At 72.8% G+C, this 15,718-nt stretch carries 17 protein-coding genes; 3 read left to right on the forward strand and 14 right to left on the reverse strand.

Going from position 1 to position 15,718, the window contains the following annotated elements; all coding sequences use genetic code 11:
• Positions 1-7: 7 nt before the first annotated feature.
• The 8 genes from ACFY2A_RS24850 to pepN form a co-directional block, all read right to left on the reverse strand.
• A complete protein-coding gene (locus tag ACFY2A_RS24850) occupies positions 8-2,431 on the reverse strand; it encodes a ComEC/Rec2 family competence protein (protein WP_387174979.1) in 2,424 nt (807 codons plus the stop codon).
• Positions 2,428-3,336 (reverse strand): ComEA family DNA-binding protein, encoded by a 909-nt coding sequence (locus ACFY2A_RS24855; protein WP_387175037.1) that lies wholly within the window; start codon positions 3,334-3,336, stop codon positions 2,428-2,430. The genes ACFY2A_RS24850 and ACFY2A_RS24855 overlap by 4 nt, the downstream gene beginning before the upstream one ends.
• 156 nt (positions 3,337-3,492) lie before the next feature.
• Positions 3,493-4,266 carry an SDR family NAD(P)-dependent oxidoreductase gene (locus tag ACFY2A_RS24860; RefSeq protein ID WP_387174981.1) on the reverse strand — a complete coding sequence of 258 codons (774 nt, stop codon included), beginning with the start codon at positions 4,264-4,266 and terminating at the stop codon, positions 3,493-3,495.
• A 178-nt stretch (positions 4,267-4,444) separates the two neighbouring features.
• Positions 4,445-5,305, reverse strand: coding sequence for a DegV family protein (locus ACFY2A_RS24865; RefSeq protein WP_387174983.1), 861 nt, complete (start codon positions 5,303-5,305; stop codon positions 4,445-4,447).
• 48 nt (positions 5,306-5,353) lie between these two features.
• Positions 5,354-6,019, reverse strand: coding sequence for a histidine phosphatase family protein (locus tag ACFY2A_RS24870; RefSeq protein WP_387174985.1), 666 nt, complete (start codon positions 6,017-6,019; stop codon positions 5,354-5,356).
• Positions 6,016-6,420, reverse strand: coding sequence for a ribosome silencing factor (gene rsfS, locus ACFY2A_RS24875; RefSeq protein ID WP_363925113.1), 405 nt, complete (start codon positions 6,418-6,420; stop codon positions 6,016-6,018). The genes ACFY2A_RS24870 and rsfS overlap by 4 nt, the downstream gene beginning before the upstream one ends.
• A gap of 99 nt (positions 6,421-6,519) precedes the next feature.
• A complete protein-coding gene (gene nadD, locus ACFY2A_RS24880; RefSeq protein WP_363925114.1) occupies positions 6,520-7,116 on the reverse strand; it encodes a nicotinate-nucleotide adenylyltransferase in 597 nt (198 codons plus the stop codon).
• 73 nt (positions 7,117-7,189) lie between these two features.
• Positions 7,190-9,703 (reverse strand): aminopeptidase N, encoded by a 2,514-nt coding sequence (gene pepN / locus ACFY2A_RS24885; RefSeq protein WP_387174988.1) that lies wholly within the window; start codon positions 9,701-9,703, stop codon positions 7,190-7,192.
• A gap of 68 nt (positions 9,704-9,771) precedes the next feature.
• Between pepN and ACFY2A_RS24890 the strand changes: the two genes are divergently transcribed.
• Positions 9,772-9,990 carry a DUF397 domain-containing protein gene (locus ACFY2A_RS24890; RefSeq protein WP_093407559.1) on the forward strand — a complete coding sequence of 73 codons (219 nt, stop codon included), beginning with the start codon at positions 9,772-9,774 and terminating at the stop codon, positions 9,988-9,990.
• Between the two features lie 30 nt (positions 9,991-10,020).
• Here the strand turns inward: ACFY2A_RS24890 and ACFY2A_RS24895 are convergent, their stop codons facing one another.
• Complete coding sequence (locus tag ACFY2A_RS24895) at positions 10,021-10,398, reverse strand: hypothetical protein (protein WP_387174991.1); 378 nt, start codon at positions 10,396-10,398, stop codon at positions 10,021-10,023.
• 277 nt (positions 10,399-10,675) lie between these two features.
• Here ACFY2A_RS24895 and ACFY2A_RS24900 point away from each other — a divergent pair, with 277 nt between their 5' ends.
• Complete coding sequence (locus ACFY2A_RS24900) at positions 10,676-11,062, forward strand: hypothetical protein (protein WP_387174993.1); 387 nt, start codon at positions 10,676-10,678, stop codon at positions 11,060-11,062.
• A gap of 36 nt (positions 11,063-11,098) precedes the next feature.
• On the opposite strand, the gene ACFY2A_RS24905 is transcribed toward ACFY2A_RS24900, so the two are convergent.
• The 5 genes from ACFY2A_RS24905 to ACFY2A_RS24925 form a co-directional block, all read right to left on the reverse strand.
• Entirely contained in the window at positions 11,099-12,271 is a 1,173-nt protein-coding gene (locus tag ACFY2A_RS24905; protein WP_387174995.1) for a zinc-dependent alcohol dehydrogenase, read from the reverse strand.
• Entirely contained in the window at positions 12,268-12,903 is a 636-nt protein-coding gene (locus tag ACFY2A_RS24910; RefSeq protein ID WP_387174997.1) for a cyclase, read from the reverse strand. Before ACFY2A_RS24910 ends, ACFY2A_RS24905 begins: the two co-directional genes overlap by 4 nt.
• A 200-nt stretch (positions 12,904-13,103) precedes the next feature.
• Positions 13,104-13,754: a DUF3618 domain-containing protein gene (locus ACFY2A_RS24915; protein ID WP_387174999.1), complete on the reverse strand. Its 651-nt coding sequence runs from the start codon at positions 13,752-13,754 to the stop codon at positions 13,104-13,106.
• Entirely contained in the window at positions 13,751-14,206 is a 456-nt protein-coding gene (locus tag ACFY2A_RS24920; RefSeq protein ID WP_363925121.1) for a phage holin family protein, read from the reverse strand. Before ACFY2A_RS24920 ends, ACFY2A_RS24915 begins: the two co-directional genes overlap by 4 nt.
• Positions 14,207-14,237: 31 nt before the next feature.
• Complete coding sequence (locus tag ACFY2A_RS24925; protein WP_387175002.1) at positions 14,238-14,996, reverse strand: hypothetical protein; 759 nt, start codon at positions 14,994-14,996, stop codon at positions 14,238-14,240.
• Between the two features lie 239 nt (positions 14,997-15,235).
• Here ACFY2A_RS24925 and ACFY2A_RS24930 point away from each other — a divergent pair, with 239 nt between their 5' ends.
• A complete protein-coding gene (locus ACFY2A_RS24930; RefSeq protein ID WP_387175004.1) occupies positions 15,236-15,715 on the forward strand; it encodes a DUF4383 domain-containing protein in 480 nt (159 codons plus the stop codon).
• Positions 15,716-15,718: the final 3 nt, after the last annotated feature.

Consider the following 15,718-nt stretch of genomic DNA (forward strand, 5'->3'; position numbering starts at 1 on the left):
CGTCGATTCATCGTGGTGAACGGACCCGGTCGACACCAGCGCTCACCACCGCCAGCCCCCGGGGCGACCGCACCACCGCCACGTCACCCCCGACGTCGGTACGCAGCACCCGCGCCCCGCCCCGGGCCAGCCGGGCCAGCACCGCCTCGTTGGGGTGGCCGTAGGTGTTCTGCGCACCGACCGGCACCACCGCCACCGCCGGCCGCACCGCGTCCAGAAAGGCCGGATCCTGGTACGCGGAGCCGTGGTGGGCGACCTTCAGCACGTCGGCCCGCAGCCCGTCCGGTGGCAGCCGCTCCCGCAGCGCACGCTGTTCCTCGACCTCCGCGTCGCCGGTCAGCAGGATCCGCACCCGGTCGACCGTGGCGAGCAGCACCAGTGAGTTGTTGTTCGGATCCGAGCGGGTTCCGCGCATCGGGTACGGCGGGCCGAGCACGGTCAGGTCGACCGCGCCGGCCCGGTAACGCCACCCCGCCGGGGCGGCGACCACCGGCGTGCCGTGTGCCGCGGCGGTGCTGCGCACCAGGTCTCGGCCGGCCACCGGCTCCGGCCACTGCGGAACCAGCACCGTGTCCACAGGCCTTCCCCGGAAGATCCCAGCCACCCCGCCGGTGTGGTCCACGTGAAAGTGGCTGACCACCAGCAGCGACACCCGACGTACGCCGAGCCGGCGCAGGCAGGCGTCCGCCGTCGCCGGATCCGGACCGGCGTCCACCACGACCGCCCGACCGGCCGCCACCGGCAGCAGCACCGTGTCACCCTGACCCACCGCACAGGCCGTGACGACCCAACCGTCCGGCGGCCAGCCCGGCGCGACCACCCGCACCGGCAGGGCGCCCACCACGGCCGCGACGAGGCAGACCGTCACCAGGCGGCGTACCAGCGGGCGCCGGGCGGCGACCAGCAACGCCACGGTCAGCACCGTCAGCAGCAGCGCCCCGGACACCCCGCCGGGCCAGGGCAGGTTGCCCGCCGGCAGCCGGGCACCGTACCGGGCGACCAGCACCAGCCACCACGCCGGCCAGTGGGCCAGCCAGGCAAGAGCCTCGGCCCCGCCCGCCCAGATCGGCGAGACGATGGCCGCCGCCACGCCGAGCACCGTCGCCGGAGCGATCGCCGGCACGGCGAGAAGGTTCGCCGGCACCGCGACCAGGCTGACCGTGCCCGTCAGGCCGGCGATCACCGGCGAACAGGCGAGTTGCGCGGCGGCCGGCACCGCCAGCGCCTCGGCCGCCCCCGACGGTACGCCCCGTTGACGCAGACCGTCCCGCCAACCCGGCGCGAGCAGCAGCAGACCACCGGTGGCCAGCACGGAAAGGGCGAAACCGGCGTCGCCGGCCAGGCCCGGGTCGACCAGCACCAGCACCGCCACGGCGGCGGCCAGCGCGGGGACTGCCGCCCGGGATCGGCCGGCGGCCAACGCGGCGAGCCCGATCGCACCCATGGTGGCCGCGCGCACCACGCTCGGCGACGGCCGGACCAGGATGACGAAGCCCACCAGGGCCAGCCCGCAGAGGCCGACGGCCAGCGCGGGACCGGCTCGGGCCCAGCGGGCCAGCAACAGCACCGCACCCACCACAATTGCCACATTCGATCCAGAGACAGCATTCAGGTGAGTCATTCCAGTGGCCTGAAAGTCCTCCTCCACCGTGTCGGGCAGCCGGCTGGTGTCCCCGACCACCAGACCGGGCAGCAGGCCACCGGGATCGTCCGGCAGAGGTGCGCACGCCTGCTGGAGGCCGGCGCGGAGCCGGCCGGCAGCGCGCTGCAACGCCGACGGGGAACCGAGCCGATCCGGCGCGCCGTCTGCCATCAGGACCGCCCCGGTGAGGTCGCCGCCGCGCGGCGCGGCAAGGCGCCCCTGCGCGGTGAGCCGCTGCCCGGGCAGCAGCCCTCGCCACGCGGGATCGTCGGCGAGCACCAGTACCCGCGCCGGTACGGTGATCCGTTGGCCCTGCGGCCCGCTCAGGGTGACCAGCCCGGCCGACACCAGCACGGTCGGTGGACGGCCTACGATGCCGCCGCGTACCGGCCTGGGATCGTCCCGGACGACCAGTTCGGCGGTGACCCGGGCCCGTTCGTCCACCAGGGCACGCAGCGGGCCCGCGTCCCGTACGGTCAGCCGCGCCGAGGTGGCCGCCCCGCCACAGACCACGCCGATCAGGACCGCCACCGCGACCCAGCCGTGGCGGCGCGCGGTCGGACCGGTGCGCCCGACGAAGCCGAGCAGGTGCAGTGTCGCCAGCCCGGCGAGACCGGCCGCGACGGCGGCCAGCAGCATCATCCGCCGGGCATCGAGGTGCAGCCCCGTCAGCGCGGTGAGCCAGGCCGCCACCGCCAGCCCCGCCAGGCGGAGGTCGGGTGCGGCCCCGCCGGTCGCGACACCCGGGATTCCGGCCGACGGTGCGACCGGGGCGGCCGACGCCTTCACACCGTCACCAGATCCTTGAGTTGCTCGTACCGGGCGTCGCCGATCCCGTTGACCTGACGCAGGTCGCCCACGGATCGAAAGCCGCCGTGCTGGTCGCGATGCTCGATGATGCGCTGGGCGAGCACCGGCCCCACCCCGGGCAGCGTCTCAAGCTGTGCCGATGTGGCGGTGTTCAGGTTGACCCGCCCGCCGGTGCCGGGTTCGCCGCCCGAGCCCGAGCCGGGCAGGGTGCCCGACGGCGGGACACCCGGGGCCACGGTGGGCGCCGGTACGCCGACCAGGATCAGTTCACCGTCGCTGACCCGACGGGCCGGGTTCAGCATCGCCACGTCCACTCCGGGCAACGCACCCCCGGCGGCGTCGACGGCGTCGGCCACCCGAGCGCCGGCCGCCAGCCGCACCAACCCGGGCCGTCGGACCTTGCCGGCAACGGCGACCACAAGTTCACCTGTCGGTGCCGCCGGTTCGTCGCCGGCCGTGACCGACGGATCCGGAGTCCCGGCGGTGCCGGTCGCCGCGACGACCGGCTCCACCTGAGGCCGGGATCGCCAGGCCCAGAGCCCTGCGGACAGCACCACGAGAACGGCGACGGCCGCGAGCGCGCGGACTCCCCGCCGCCCCGGATCGAAGGCACCAGGCCCCGACAGGAGGGGTCTCGGCGACACCTCGTCGGCCGTCAGCTCGCGCTCGACGGCGACCGGTCCCCCGTCGCCAGCATGCAGCGGACCACCGGCCCGAAGCCGCCCGGCCACACGAACCGGGCCAGTGTCACCACCCGGATCGACCGCCTGGACCGGCAGCAGCACTGTCGGCCAGTCCGTCACCGACGGCGGCGGTACGGCGGCGCCGGCTGGCAGGTCCGACGTGCCGAGCATCAGTCGCCACAGCCGCTGCCGGACCACCATCTCGTCGTCCTCGTCCTTCGACACGGCGCGAGGCTAGGGCGGCCGGACCCCGACGGGTGTGCCGAGCCGGCCAGCCTGTGGACAGCGCGAGACTCTGTGGACAACGCCCGGATCATGCGCTGGATCTGCTATGACGACGCCAAAGCCGGCACCGGGTCAGTCCGTCCGCGACTCCGGGTCCAGACCGAGGACGGCGCGCCCGCCGTCGACCGGCAGGGTCACCCCGTTGACGAAGCCGGCCGCCGGCGAGAGCAGGTACGCGACGGACTCCGCCACGTCCTGCGGCTGCCCGATCCGGCCCACCGGGTGCAGCCGGGCAAGCTCCGCCTCGATCCGCCGCGCCTGGTCCGGCTCGGCCTCGGCGAGGAACGCCTCGTGTCGTTCGGTGGCCACCGAACCGAGAGCGACCGCGTTGGTTCGGATGCCGTACCTGCCGTACTCGACGGCCAGCGCCCGGGTCAGCCCCTCCACGGCCGCCTTGGCCGTGGCGTACGGCAGGCAGCCCGGCACCGGCCGATTCGCCTGATGCGACGAGATGTTCACCACCGCACCAGCGGTGCCGGCAGCGAGGAAGCGGCGTACCGCGATTGCCGCACCGACCACGACCGGGCGCAGGTTTCGGGTGATCAGGTCGACGACCTCGCCGACTGGCGCGTCGTGTACCGAGGCGTCGCGGAACACTGCGGCGTTGTTCACCCAGCCGGTGAGCGGGCCGAAGCGTTCCGCCAGGTCCGCGGCCCGCCCGGCGACGCCCTCGTCACCGGCGTCACCGACCACCGTCGCGAGTTGGTCGGCCCGGGCGTGCCCCTCCACCCAGGACAACGCGCCCGGATCACGTTCGACCACCACGACCGACCCCTCGTCGGCGAGCAACCTCTCCACGATTCCCCGGCCGACCCCGCGTCCCCCACCGGTCACCACACAGGACATTGCCCCCACCTCCCCCGGCCCGGCCACGCGATCAATCCTCGCTCACCGGCGCCACCAGCGGCGAGCAGGTCAGCGGGTGGGTGGCACCGGAGGCGACGGCCCGCCGATCGCCCCGGCGACGAGCGCCGGCCGCCCGCTCGACGGCGCCGACGTCAGCGACCCTGACGACCCCGGCGGGTCAGCCGGCGGTGTCCGGCCCACGGTGGATCACCACGCAGGCGAGTCCGGGCCCGACGTGCACCGCGACGGCGGCACCGGCCTCGGAGACGTACGCCTCGCGCAGTCGGTCGCCGAGCCGGCCGGTCAGTGTGTCGAGGAGTTCCTCGGCCCGCTGCGGTGCGTCGAGATGGTGTACGGCCAGGTCCACCGGCCCGTCGCCGGCCGCCTCGACGGCGAGGTCCGCCAGACGCGCCATGCCCCGACTGGCGGTGCGGACCTTGTCTCGCAGCACGATGCGCCCCTCGGGCATGTGCAGGATGGGCTTGACCGACAGTGCGGTGCCGAGCAACGCCTCCGCCGCGTTGATCCGCCCGCCGCGACGGAGGAACTCCAGCGTGTCGACGTAGAAGTGGATGCTGGTACGACCGACGGCGGATTCGGCCGCGGCACGTACGCCGGCCAGGTCGGCACCCCGCGCGGCGGCCCGGACCGCCGCGATCGCCGGGAAACCGAGACCCATCCCGCAGGAGCGGCTGTCGACCACGCTGACCCGGCCGCCCAGTTCGGCGGCGGCCAACTCGGCGGCCTCGACCGTGCCGGAGAGCCCGGCCGACAGGTGCACCGAGACGACGCCCTCCGCCCCGGCGTCCAGCAGTTCCCGGTAGGTGCGGGAGAACTGCTCGGGCGACGGGCGGGAGGTGCTCACCGCCACCCGCCGCGCGCGCAGCGCCCGGGTGGCGTCCGCCGGAAAGGTCTCGACGCCCTCCAGCCCTTCGACGCCGGCCAGCACGACGGTCAGCGGCACCACGGTCAGCGCGTGCTCCCGCAGCAGCTCGGGTGGAAGATAGGCGGTGGAGTCGGTGACGACCGCGACTGGCATGCGGGCACGGTAGCGGATCAAACTGGGCGGCTGCCTGGCCGCGTCCGCTCAGACCGGCTCGGCGGAGACCGGAATGCCGGTCGCGGTGGTGCCGGTCGCGGCGGCGGGGATCTCCATCGGGCCGACGTTGTGGGCGCGCAGGTGCCACCCACGCTCGACGTCGTGGCGCAGTTCCGTCCAGTGACAGTTGCGCAGCGACCCGACGGCACGCAGCACGGCGTGCTCCCAGCCGAGCAGGTGGCCGCAGCCCTGCCGGGCGGCGCCGCCGTGGGTGGCAATCACCACGGTGCCCCCGGGCAGTTGGTCGGCGGCCTCCTGCAACGCGGTGCCGATGCGCTTGCCCAACTCGTCCAACGGTTCGATGTCCGCACCCGGGTCGGGATCCCCGGCCCGCCAGCGGGCGTACTCCCGGGGGAACCGCTCCGCCACCTCGGTCAGCAGCAGCCCCTGCCAACTGCCGAAATGCCGCTCCCGCAGGCGGGCGTCGGAGCGTACCGGCAGGCCGGTCAGCGCGGACAGCGCGGCGGCGGTGTCCGCGGCGCGGCTCAGGTCGCTGGCGACCAGAGCGTCCGGGCGCAGCGCGGCCAGCAGCGGCGCGGCCGTGCGCGCCTGTTCCCGGCCGAGGTCGTTCAGCGGTACGTCGGTCTGTCCCTGGACCCTGCTGGCGGCGTTCCAGTCGGTGTTGCCGTGCCGCCAGATGATCAGCCTGGTCACTCGCCCGATCCGGCGGAAGCCTCTGCGCGGGCGAGGTCCCGGTCGACGAACGGAATGGTCGGGCAGTCCTTCCAGAGCCGGTCGAGGGCGTAGAACTCGCGTTCCTCGGTGTGCTGCACGTGCACCACGACGTCGACGTAGTCGAGCAGCACCCAACGGCCGCCGCGCTCGCCCTCCCGCCGCACCGGCTTCGCCTTCTCCGGCAGGTCGAGCAGGGCCTCCTCGATGGCGTCGACGATGGCCAGCACCTGGCGCTCGTTCGGGGCCGCGGCGAGCAGGAACGCGTCGGTGATGGCGAGCTGGTCACCCACGTCGATGATGACGATGTCCTGAGCCTTCTTGTCGGCCGCGGCCTGGGCGGCGACGATCGCCAGCTCGTGAGCGCGTTCGGAAACTGTCACCGTTCTCCTTCGATCAACCGTGCGATGCTTCCAGCCTCTCACACGGCCCGGATTCCCGACTCGCCAGTTTCAGCCGGAAAGAGGGATGAAACGGCTGAATCAACCCCGATACAGGCACCGTTTCGCGATGTACTGCACCACACCGTCCGGCACCAGATACCAGACCGGCTCGCCCCGGGCGACCCGGGCCCGGCAGTCGGTGGACGAGATCGCCATGGCCGGCACCTGCACCAGACTGACCGTGTCGGCGGGCAGGTGCGCGGCGGTCAGCTCGAAACCCGGCCGGGTGACCCCGATGAAATGGGCCAGCTCGAAGATCTCGTCGAGGTCCTTCCAGCTCAAGATCCGCTCCAGCGCGTCCGCGCCGGTGATGAAGAACAGCTGCGCCTTCGTACCGTACTGGGAACGCAGGTCGCGCAGGGTGTCGACGGTGTAGGTGGGCCCACCCCGGTCGATGTCGACCCGACTGACCTGGAACCGGGGGTTGGAGGCCGTGGCGATCACGGTCATCAGGTAACGATCCTCGGCCGAGCTGACCGGGACGTCGGCCTTCTGCCACGGCTGCCCGGTCGGCACGAAGATCACTTCGTCGAGGCCGAACCGGTCCGCCACCTCGCTCGCGGCCACGAGGTGCCCGTGATGGATCGGATCGAACGTTCCGCCCATGATGCCGATCCGCCGGATGTCTTCCTCCACCCCATGATCCTAGGGCGTGCCCGACCGGAGGCGGGCCGGGCCGGCACCCTCCGGACCGGCCCGACCACGGTCGTCACGCGGTGGTAGCGGCCACCGCCGTGCGCGCCACCAAGGCCCGGCGCAGGTCGTCGTCGGCGTCGGTGACCACCCGACGCAGCCCCGGCGTGAGGTCGTCGCGGGCCAGCAGCGCCGCGGCCGCCTCCCGGGTGGGCTGGGACACCGCGTGGCGGGGAAAGGCCAGCTTGGCGACCTCATCGGCCACCCAGGGCGTACGCAGCCGCGCGGCGGCCGGCATGTCGGCAAAGTAGCGGGCCACGTAGGCGCTCGTCAGGCCGGTCTGCTCGGGCTGCCAGAAGCCCTCCGCCGTCGCCTCGACAAGCCGATTCGACAACTCCGTGTTCGACACGATGATCTCCCACGCGGCCTGCTTGGCAGCGGGGTCGGGCAGGGCGGCCCGGCACCGGGCGGCCCGCTCGGCGCCGGTGGCGCTCGGGTCGGCTGCCGCCTCCGCCTCGATCTCGGCCGCACCGGCGGCACCGAGGACCACCAACCGGCCGAGCAGTGCCCACCGTAGTTCGGCGTCCACGGCCAGCCCGGTGGGGACGGCCCGGCCGGCCAGCCAACCGGTGAGCATTTCGGCGTCGGTGCTCGCGGCGATCAACCCCCGGGCGGCGGCCAGCTGCAACGACTCCCCCGGCGCGGTGCCGTCGAGCAACCGCCGGCAGGACTCGGCGACCCGGGCCAGGGCGGACCGTCGGGCCAGCGGGTCGAGATAGCGGTCGATAAGCGTGCGGCTCATCGCCAGCACGTCCTCGACGATGATCACTTCCGTCTCGGTGGGCAGTGCCGCGTCAATCAGGTCGACCAGACCGGTGACCGGCCGTTCCCCGTCGGTCGCCGCGTCCAGCGCCTCACCCCAGAGCAGGGCGCGGGCCAGCGGATTGGTGAGGCGGGGCAGCAGCAGTGGCACCGCATCGGCCGAGGCGGCATCGAGGCGGATCTTGGCGAAGGTCAGGTCGCCGTCGTTGGGCAGCAGCACCGCGGCCGCCGGCTCCCCGGTCAACCCGACGAGTCGGGTACGGCCGTCGTCGGTCTTGGGATCGAGGTCGACCTCGAACCGCTCGGCGGTGCCGTCCACCGCGTACCGGCCCACGCCGATGCGGTGCGGGCGCAGCACCGGATGCGTCGACGGCGCAGTCTGGGCGATCACGACCTCGTCGTACCGGCCGTCGGCGTCCACCGCCACCTCGGCCCGCAGCGTGTTGACCTGCGCGGTCCGCAGCCAGGACTCCGCCCAGTCGGTCAGCTCCCGCCCGCTGCTGGCGGCCAGGCTCTGGAGCAGGTCGGCGAGGGTGGCGTTGCCGAAGCGGTGCCGGGCGAAGTGGTCGTTGAGACCGGCCAGGAACGCCTCGTCACCGAGCCACGCCACCAGCTGCCGCAGCACGCTGGCCCCCTTGGCGTACGAGATCCCGTCGAAGTTGAGCAGCCCCTCGGCGGCGTCGGTCACCCGCTCGGGGGCCACCGGATGGGTGGAGGGACGCTGGTCGGCGGCATATCCCCACGCCTTGCGGCGCAGCGCGAACGTCGTCCACGCCCGATCGAACCGGGTCGCCTCGGCGGTGACCCGGGTGCCCAGGTACTCCGCGAACGACTCGTTCAACCACAGGTCGTCCCACCAACGCATGGTGACCAGGTCGCCGAACCACATGTGCGCCATCTCGTGGGCGATCGTGGTGGCACGCAGCTCGCGCTGGCTGTCGGTGACCGCCGAACGGAACACGTAATCGTCGCGGAAGGTGACCAGACCCGGATTCTCCATGGCGCCGGCGTTGAACTCGGGCACGAACGCCTGGTCGTACTTGCCGAACGGATAGCGCTCGTCGAACAGCTGATGGAACCGGTCGAGACACTGCTTCGTGACGGTGAAGATCTCCGCCGCGTCGGTGTCGAGGTGCTCGGCGAGTGAGCGCCGGCAGTACACACCGAGCGGAATCCCGTCGTGGGTGTCCCGGCGTACGTGCCAGGGGCCGGCGATCAGCGTGAAGAAGTACGTCGCGATCGGCAGGGTGGGGGCGAACTCCCAGCGCCCCGGTGCCGGGTTGGCCGCCAGTTCCGCGTTGGCCGCCACCGTCCAGTGCTCCGGCGCGGTCACCGACAATGTGACCGGCGCCTTCAGGTCCGGTTGGTCGAAGGCGGCGAAGACCCGTTGCACATCGTCCAGGAACGACATCACGTACAGGTAGGTCTCGCCGTCGGCGGGATCGACGAAGCGGTGCATCCCCTCGCCGGTGTTCGTGTACGCCATCTCGGCGTCGACGGTCAGCGTGTTCTGCGCCGCCAGGCCGGTCAGCGGCAGCCGGTTGTCGTCCAGCGTCGCGGGATCGAGATCGGTGTCGTTGAGGCGTACGGCGAGCAGTTCCGCCGGCTTGACCTCGGCAAAGGTCTCGGTGCCGGTGGCCCGGAACCGGATCGTGACGTGGGATCGGAAGCGCTCACCGCCCCCGGTCAGGTCGAGTTCCACCTGGTAGGACTCGACGGTAATCGACGCGCCACGCGCGGTCGCCTCTGCACGGCTCAGGCTCGGCATCCGCTTATCCTGCCCGATGAGGGAACGAACCGGCTTCCCCATTTCCCCTGGTACTGGAGGACGGGACCATGACAGCGCACCCCAAGGGTGACTTCGACCTCTCCCGGGCGGTCTGGCAACGGGCCGAGGGCGACACCTCGGAGGCCGCGGTGGAGGTCGCCTTCGTCGACGATCTCATCGGCATGCGCAACTCCGCCGAGCCGGACGGCCCGGTGCTGGTGTTCACCCAGGCCGAGTGGGACGCCTTCGTCGCGGGTGCCCAGGACGGCGAGTTCGATCTGGACTGACCACCACCAGCGGCGTCCCGGGCCACCGCACTAGTCACCGTCGCCCCAGCCGAGGCCACCGGGACCGGGCGCGTGATGGAAACCGGCGTGGCCGGCGACATCGACACAACGCTCGGCGTCCGGCCCGAGGGCACCGCAGAACAGCCGCTCCGCACGGTGCCAGGCGTCGGCCGGCGACAACGCGGAGGCACCGAGCGCCAGCTCGGGCCGGAGCACGCTCAACGCCTCGGCGTACCCGACGGCCACCTCACGGGCGGCGACGAGATCGGCAGCGGTGAAGCCGAGATGCACGGTGAAATGGCGGTCGGGCGGGGACGGCCGGCGCGGCGGCCCCACCAGCGGTAGCCGATCCCCGCCGGCCGCCCCGGCCGTCCACCGACGCCAGTACGCCGCACGGTTGTCCCGCATCCGTCCTCCCCGTGGCACGCCGAACCCCTGACCGGCGACGCACCGACCAACCGGTCGGGTTTGGCGGCTGGATCACCGCTGGGCAGATCGACGACGTCGCCGGATCCAGCAAACCAGGCTTCCCCGATCCTGGGAGGGGCCAGCAGCCGACCTGCCCGACCGGCCCGGCGTCACTGCCGCCCGCCGTGCGGTTCAGCGGCTCTGACCTGGGTAGGTACAGCCCGCGACGATTGAACGGCCGGTCGGCGACGGCCGCGCCTCGGCAGCAGGGGACCCGATGGCGACCATTCCGACGGACCGCAACCCGGACAGCACTCTGGCCTTCCTACGGGCCGGCTACCGCTTCATCGGTCAGCGGTGCGAGCGGTACGGCACCGACATCTTCCAGACCCGTCTGCTGCTGGAGCCGACGATCTGCGTGCGCGGCCGGGCCGCCGCCGAACTCTTCTACGACGCCGACCGGTTCGTGCGGGAGGGTGCCATGCCGGCTCGCGGTAAACGGACGCTGACCGGCCGGGGCGGCCGAGGTCATCCGCTACGACGTACCGCCGCAGGACCTCGCGGTGGACCTGAGCCGGATGCCGGCGCTGCCGGGCAGCGGCTTCGTGGTCACCGCCGTGCGGCGCGTCCACTGAGCCTGCCGGCCGGGCCGGCACCGGGCTGACGCCGTGCCGCCGGGCCACCGGCGGCACGGTCGGCATCAGGCCGGATGCAGCACCGTACGCAGGCAGCCGTCCTCCTTCTTCTCGAACATCTCGTAACCGCGCGTACCCTGCTCCAGCGGAAGCGGGTGGGTGGCCAGGTACCCCGGGTCGATCTCACCGGCGGCGAGCCGGTCGAGCAGCATCGGGATGTAGCGCTGAGCGTGCATCTGCCCCATCCGCAGCACCAGGGCCTTGTTCATCGCCGCGCCCAGCGGGAACTTGTCCACCAGGCCGGCGTAGACGCCGACGATGCTGACCGTGCCGCCCTTGCGTGCCGCCATGATGGCCTGCCGGACGGAGGTGGGCCGGTCGGTCTGCAAGCGGGCGCTCTGCTTCGCCTTGTCGTACGCGTAGACCGGGCCGACGTCGTGGGACTCCATGCCGACCGCGTCGATGCAGGCGTCCGGTCCGCGACCGGAAGTCATCTCGCGCAACGCCTCGAGCACGTCGGTGTCGGCGTAGTTGACGGTCTCCACTCCCAGCCGGTCCGCGGCCACGGCCAGTCGCTCCGGCAGCCGGTCGACCATGATGACCCGCTCGGCGCCGAGCAGCTGCGCCGCCCGGGCGGCCATCTGCCCCACTCCCCCGGCGCCCCACACCGCGACCACCTCGCCGCCGGTGAGGCCGCAGAAGTCGGCCGCCATCCAGCCCGTCGGCATGGCGTCCGAGGCGAAGACCACCGCGTCGTCGGGTACTCCGTCGGGCACCTTGAACGCCCCGACGTCGCCGAACGGCACCCGTACGTACTCGGCGTGGCTGCCGGAGTAGCCCCCGGCGGCGTGCGAGTAGCCGAGGATGCCGGCCGGCGAGTGACCCCACAGCTTCTCCGCGAAGACCGGCTGCGGGTTCGAGTTGTCGCACAGCGAGTACTGCTCCGTCCGGCAGTACCAGCAGCCGCCGCAGGCCACCACCGAGCCGACCACCACCCGGTCGCCGACGGCCAGCCGCCGTACCCCGGGCCCGACCTCGACCACCTCGCCGGTGAACTCATGGCCCAGGATGTCGCCCTCCCGCATCGCGGGGATGAAACCGTTGATCAGATGCAGATCGGAGCCGCAGACGCTGCTGGCCCGGACCCGGACGATGATGTCACCGCCGGCGCGTACGCGCGGCTCCGGCACGTCGCGTACCTTCAGCTTGCCGACGCCTTCCCAGCACAGCGCCTTCACGCCCGTCCTCCCGTCGTCAGCCGCTCCCGGAGCTTGTCGGTGCTTCGTTGCTGTGCCCGACGCCGTCCGGACGGGTCCCGCCGGGTGTCGATGACCTGACCGCACTCGATGAGCGACTTGACCCGGCGCAGCGTGTCGCGCAGCCGTAGGTCTGGCTCGTCACCGCCGGCCAGGCCCAGGGCGCGGCGCAGTGGGCCGGAGCGGTACCGCAGTTCCGCCCGGATCTCGGTGCCCCGGCCCTGGGGTGCGGGCACCAGTTCCACCGTGCCCTGCTGCTCCGGCCCCCCGGTGGCCTGCCAGCGCAGCCGACCGGGGCCGGTCACGGTGATCTCGGCTCGCCACTCGGTGGCGCCGGTGTCCGGATCACGGGAGACACACCGCCACCGGTCCCCGTCGATCTGTTCCAGCGTCGCCCACTCGGCCAGCGCACGGTCGAGCCGCTCCCGCTCCGTCCAGAAGCCGATCACCCCCGCTACCGGCCGGTCGACCGTCACCCCGCGCCGGACCACATACCAGCCGTCCTCCCGGTGGGGCTGGTGCCGACGCCGTCGGCGGGTCACCGCCCGGCCGACACCGACCGCGGTCACGGTCACGGCGCCCACCAGCGCCAGTCTCGTTGCGTTGCTTCTCATCACGCCTCCTCCGCCCCCGGACGTCCGGTGCCCGGCCGCCCGCAGAGCCCGCTACCCGGCACGGAGACCGCGAAACGGACGGAAGGCAAGGGCTCCTCCGATCGGTACGCCCGAGGAGGAGCCCTTGCCGAGGTCACGCCGATGTCGCGTCCGGTTCGTGCGACAGACCGCCGTGAGCAGCGGCTGCGTTCGCTGACCGGTCAGTGCCGCACCTGGTGCCGGGAGTGCTGCGCCTGGTCCTTCACGTCGTGGGCCGCGGACCGGGTGTCATCGGTGACCGCCTGCGCGGCGTCCTGCGCGGTGGCCTTCACCGACTCGGCGGCCTGCTGCGCCGGCTCACGCAGTTCCTCCTTCATCTCGCTGGCCACCCGGCCCAGCTTCTCGGTCACCGCCGAGCCGTGCTCACCGGCCTTCTCCCGAGCCTGGGTGGCCAGCTGCTGCTCACGCTGGGTCGGCGGGATGAGCGAGGAGACGAGCATGCCGACGCCGAAGGCGATGAGGCCGGCGGCAAACGGGTTCCCCTCGGACTTGCGCCTGATCACCTGCGGGGCGCGGTGGGCCGCGTCGCCGACGGTCGAGGCCGCCGAATGCGCGGCGTCGCCCACCGCAGCGGCCTTCGCGGCGGCACGATCGCCGGCCGCGTGGGCTCCCTGGCTGGTCTGATGGCCGAGGTCGGATGCGGTTCCCATTACCGTGTCCCTCACATTCTGCAGCGTGGTACGCACCCGCTGCTTACGATCGTCGACGATGCGGCCCGGGCTGACCTTGTACGCCAGCGCGTCCACGTCGGAACTCAGGTTGTCGCGGGTGGCTTCGATCTCCCGGCGGATCTGAACGGGGTCGGTGCTCATCGGGTCACTCCCTCCGGGTGTGGCTTGAGCGCGTCGGGGATGCGCTGCACGCTGTCGTTTGTCTGCTTGAGCCCGCGGATGCGCTCCGCGTTCCGTCGGCCCATCGTGTAGAGAAGCGCCGCGATCGCCGCCCAGATGACGGCCACGATCAGTCCCGCCCAGCCGGCGTCCATCACGTTGGAGAGGCCGCCCCAGAGTGCGAGGGAGAGGAACAGGGCGACCATGTACGCGCCGAAGCCGGCACCGCCGAACAGGCCGGCGGCCTTGCCCGCCTTCTTCCCCTCCTGACGGATCTCGGCCTTTGCCAGTTCCACCTCCTGCCGCATCAGGGTCGACAGGTCGCTGGTGACCTGGCGCATCAGCTCGCCGATGGAGCTACCCCGGACCTCCTCCGCCGAGGGCGGGTGATGGTTCCGGGGGTCCGCCGCGGAACTCTGCGTCGGCGTGGTCATGCCGTCGCCTCCCTTCGGATGACTCGGGTCCTCACGGGCGGGTGGTCCCGCTCGACGGCACGCCGGGCAGCGGATCGGTCCGGTCCACCGGGGGCAGCGGCGCGCCCGTGCCGGGGTGCCCCTCGTCGATCGGCCGGAAGTCGGCGGGCTGGGTACGCGGGTCGAGGTTTCCTCCGGCGGACACTCCCGCCGCCCCGACGGGCGGCGGGGCCTGCGTCGGCAGGGCCACGGTCCGGTCGGGGTCGCCGTACGGGTCGTGCATGGCGGCGTGGCCGGGACGGTCGTCGCCACTCGCGGAGAGGCTGCGGGTCAGCCGGCCGGCGACCGCACCGAGCAGGGCCGCGCCGACCAGGAAGGTGCCGGGGTTGCGGCGCGCGTAGTCGCGTACCTCGGTGAGCAGGTCGCCAGGTTCGCGCTGTTCCAGCCAACCGGCCACGCCGTGCACCCGGTCGGAGGCCTGCCGGGCGAGTTCGCTCACCGGGCCGGCCTGGCCGCCGTTGTCGGCCATCGAGCGCATCTCGTCGGCCAGCGAGCGCAGGCCACCGGCGGCACGTCGCTGCTGCTCACCGGCTTGGCCGGCGAGTTGCGTACGGGCCTCGCCGTACAGGTCCCGGGCTTGGCGGGCGGCCTCCCGGCCAACCTCCCGGCCTTGCTCGCGGGCGGTCTCGGCCACCGCTCCACCGGCGTGCGCGGCCTCCGAGCCCACCTGGCGGGCCTGTTCGCGGACGCCGCTGCCGTTTGGCGAATCGGGCTCGTGGGTCCTGGGGGTGGATGACAGATCGTAGGTCATGATGTCCCTTCCGCTGCGGGATCGTCGCGGGTGTTGGGGGTGCGGCGGACGATGTCGCCGCTGCCGCTGATTGACCTACCCTGCGATCGGGCACCCATGCTCGATCGGGGATTTCCCTGCGGATCGGCCGGGACGGGCGACAGGATGAAGGATCGGCGGGACGGTCTTGCGTCACGGAGCGTCCCGTCCAACTGTCGGACTGTCGCGGGCGTGGCCCGCGGATCACGGAGGTGACCTCGATGGCGCGTCGGTCAGTGGGCGGCCAGGTCACGCGCACCCCGGTCCAGCTCGCCGCCCTGGTCGTGGCGGGAGTGTTCCTGCTGCTCGGGGTGCTCGGGTTCGTGCCCGGCATCACCACCGGCTACGGCGACATGACCTTCGCCGGGCACCACTCCGGTGCCCGGCTCCTCGGTCTCTTCCAGGTCTCGGTCCTGCACAACCTGTTGCATCTCGGCTTCGCCGTGGCCGGGCTGGTGCTGGCCCGTAGTGTGGCCGGTGCCCGCCTCTACCTCGTCGCGGGCGGTGTGCTCTATCTCGGCTTGTGGATCTACGGGCTGGCTGTCGGCGAGGAGAGCGGCGCGAACTTCATCCCGCTCAACGGCGCGGACAACTGGCTGCACCTGGCACTCGGCCTCGGGATGCTCCTGCTCGGGCTGTTGCTGTCGGCGAGGGCCGGCGGCAGCGGCGGCCGTCTCGACCGCCCGTTCGACCGCCCCTGATCG

Origin of the sequence: Micromonospora sp. NPDC000442 (assembly GCF_042898635.1) — a bacterium.
GTDB lineage: Bacteria > Actinomycetota > Actinomycetes > Mycobacteriales > Micromonosporaceae > Micromonospora.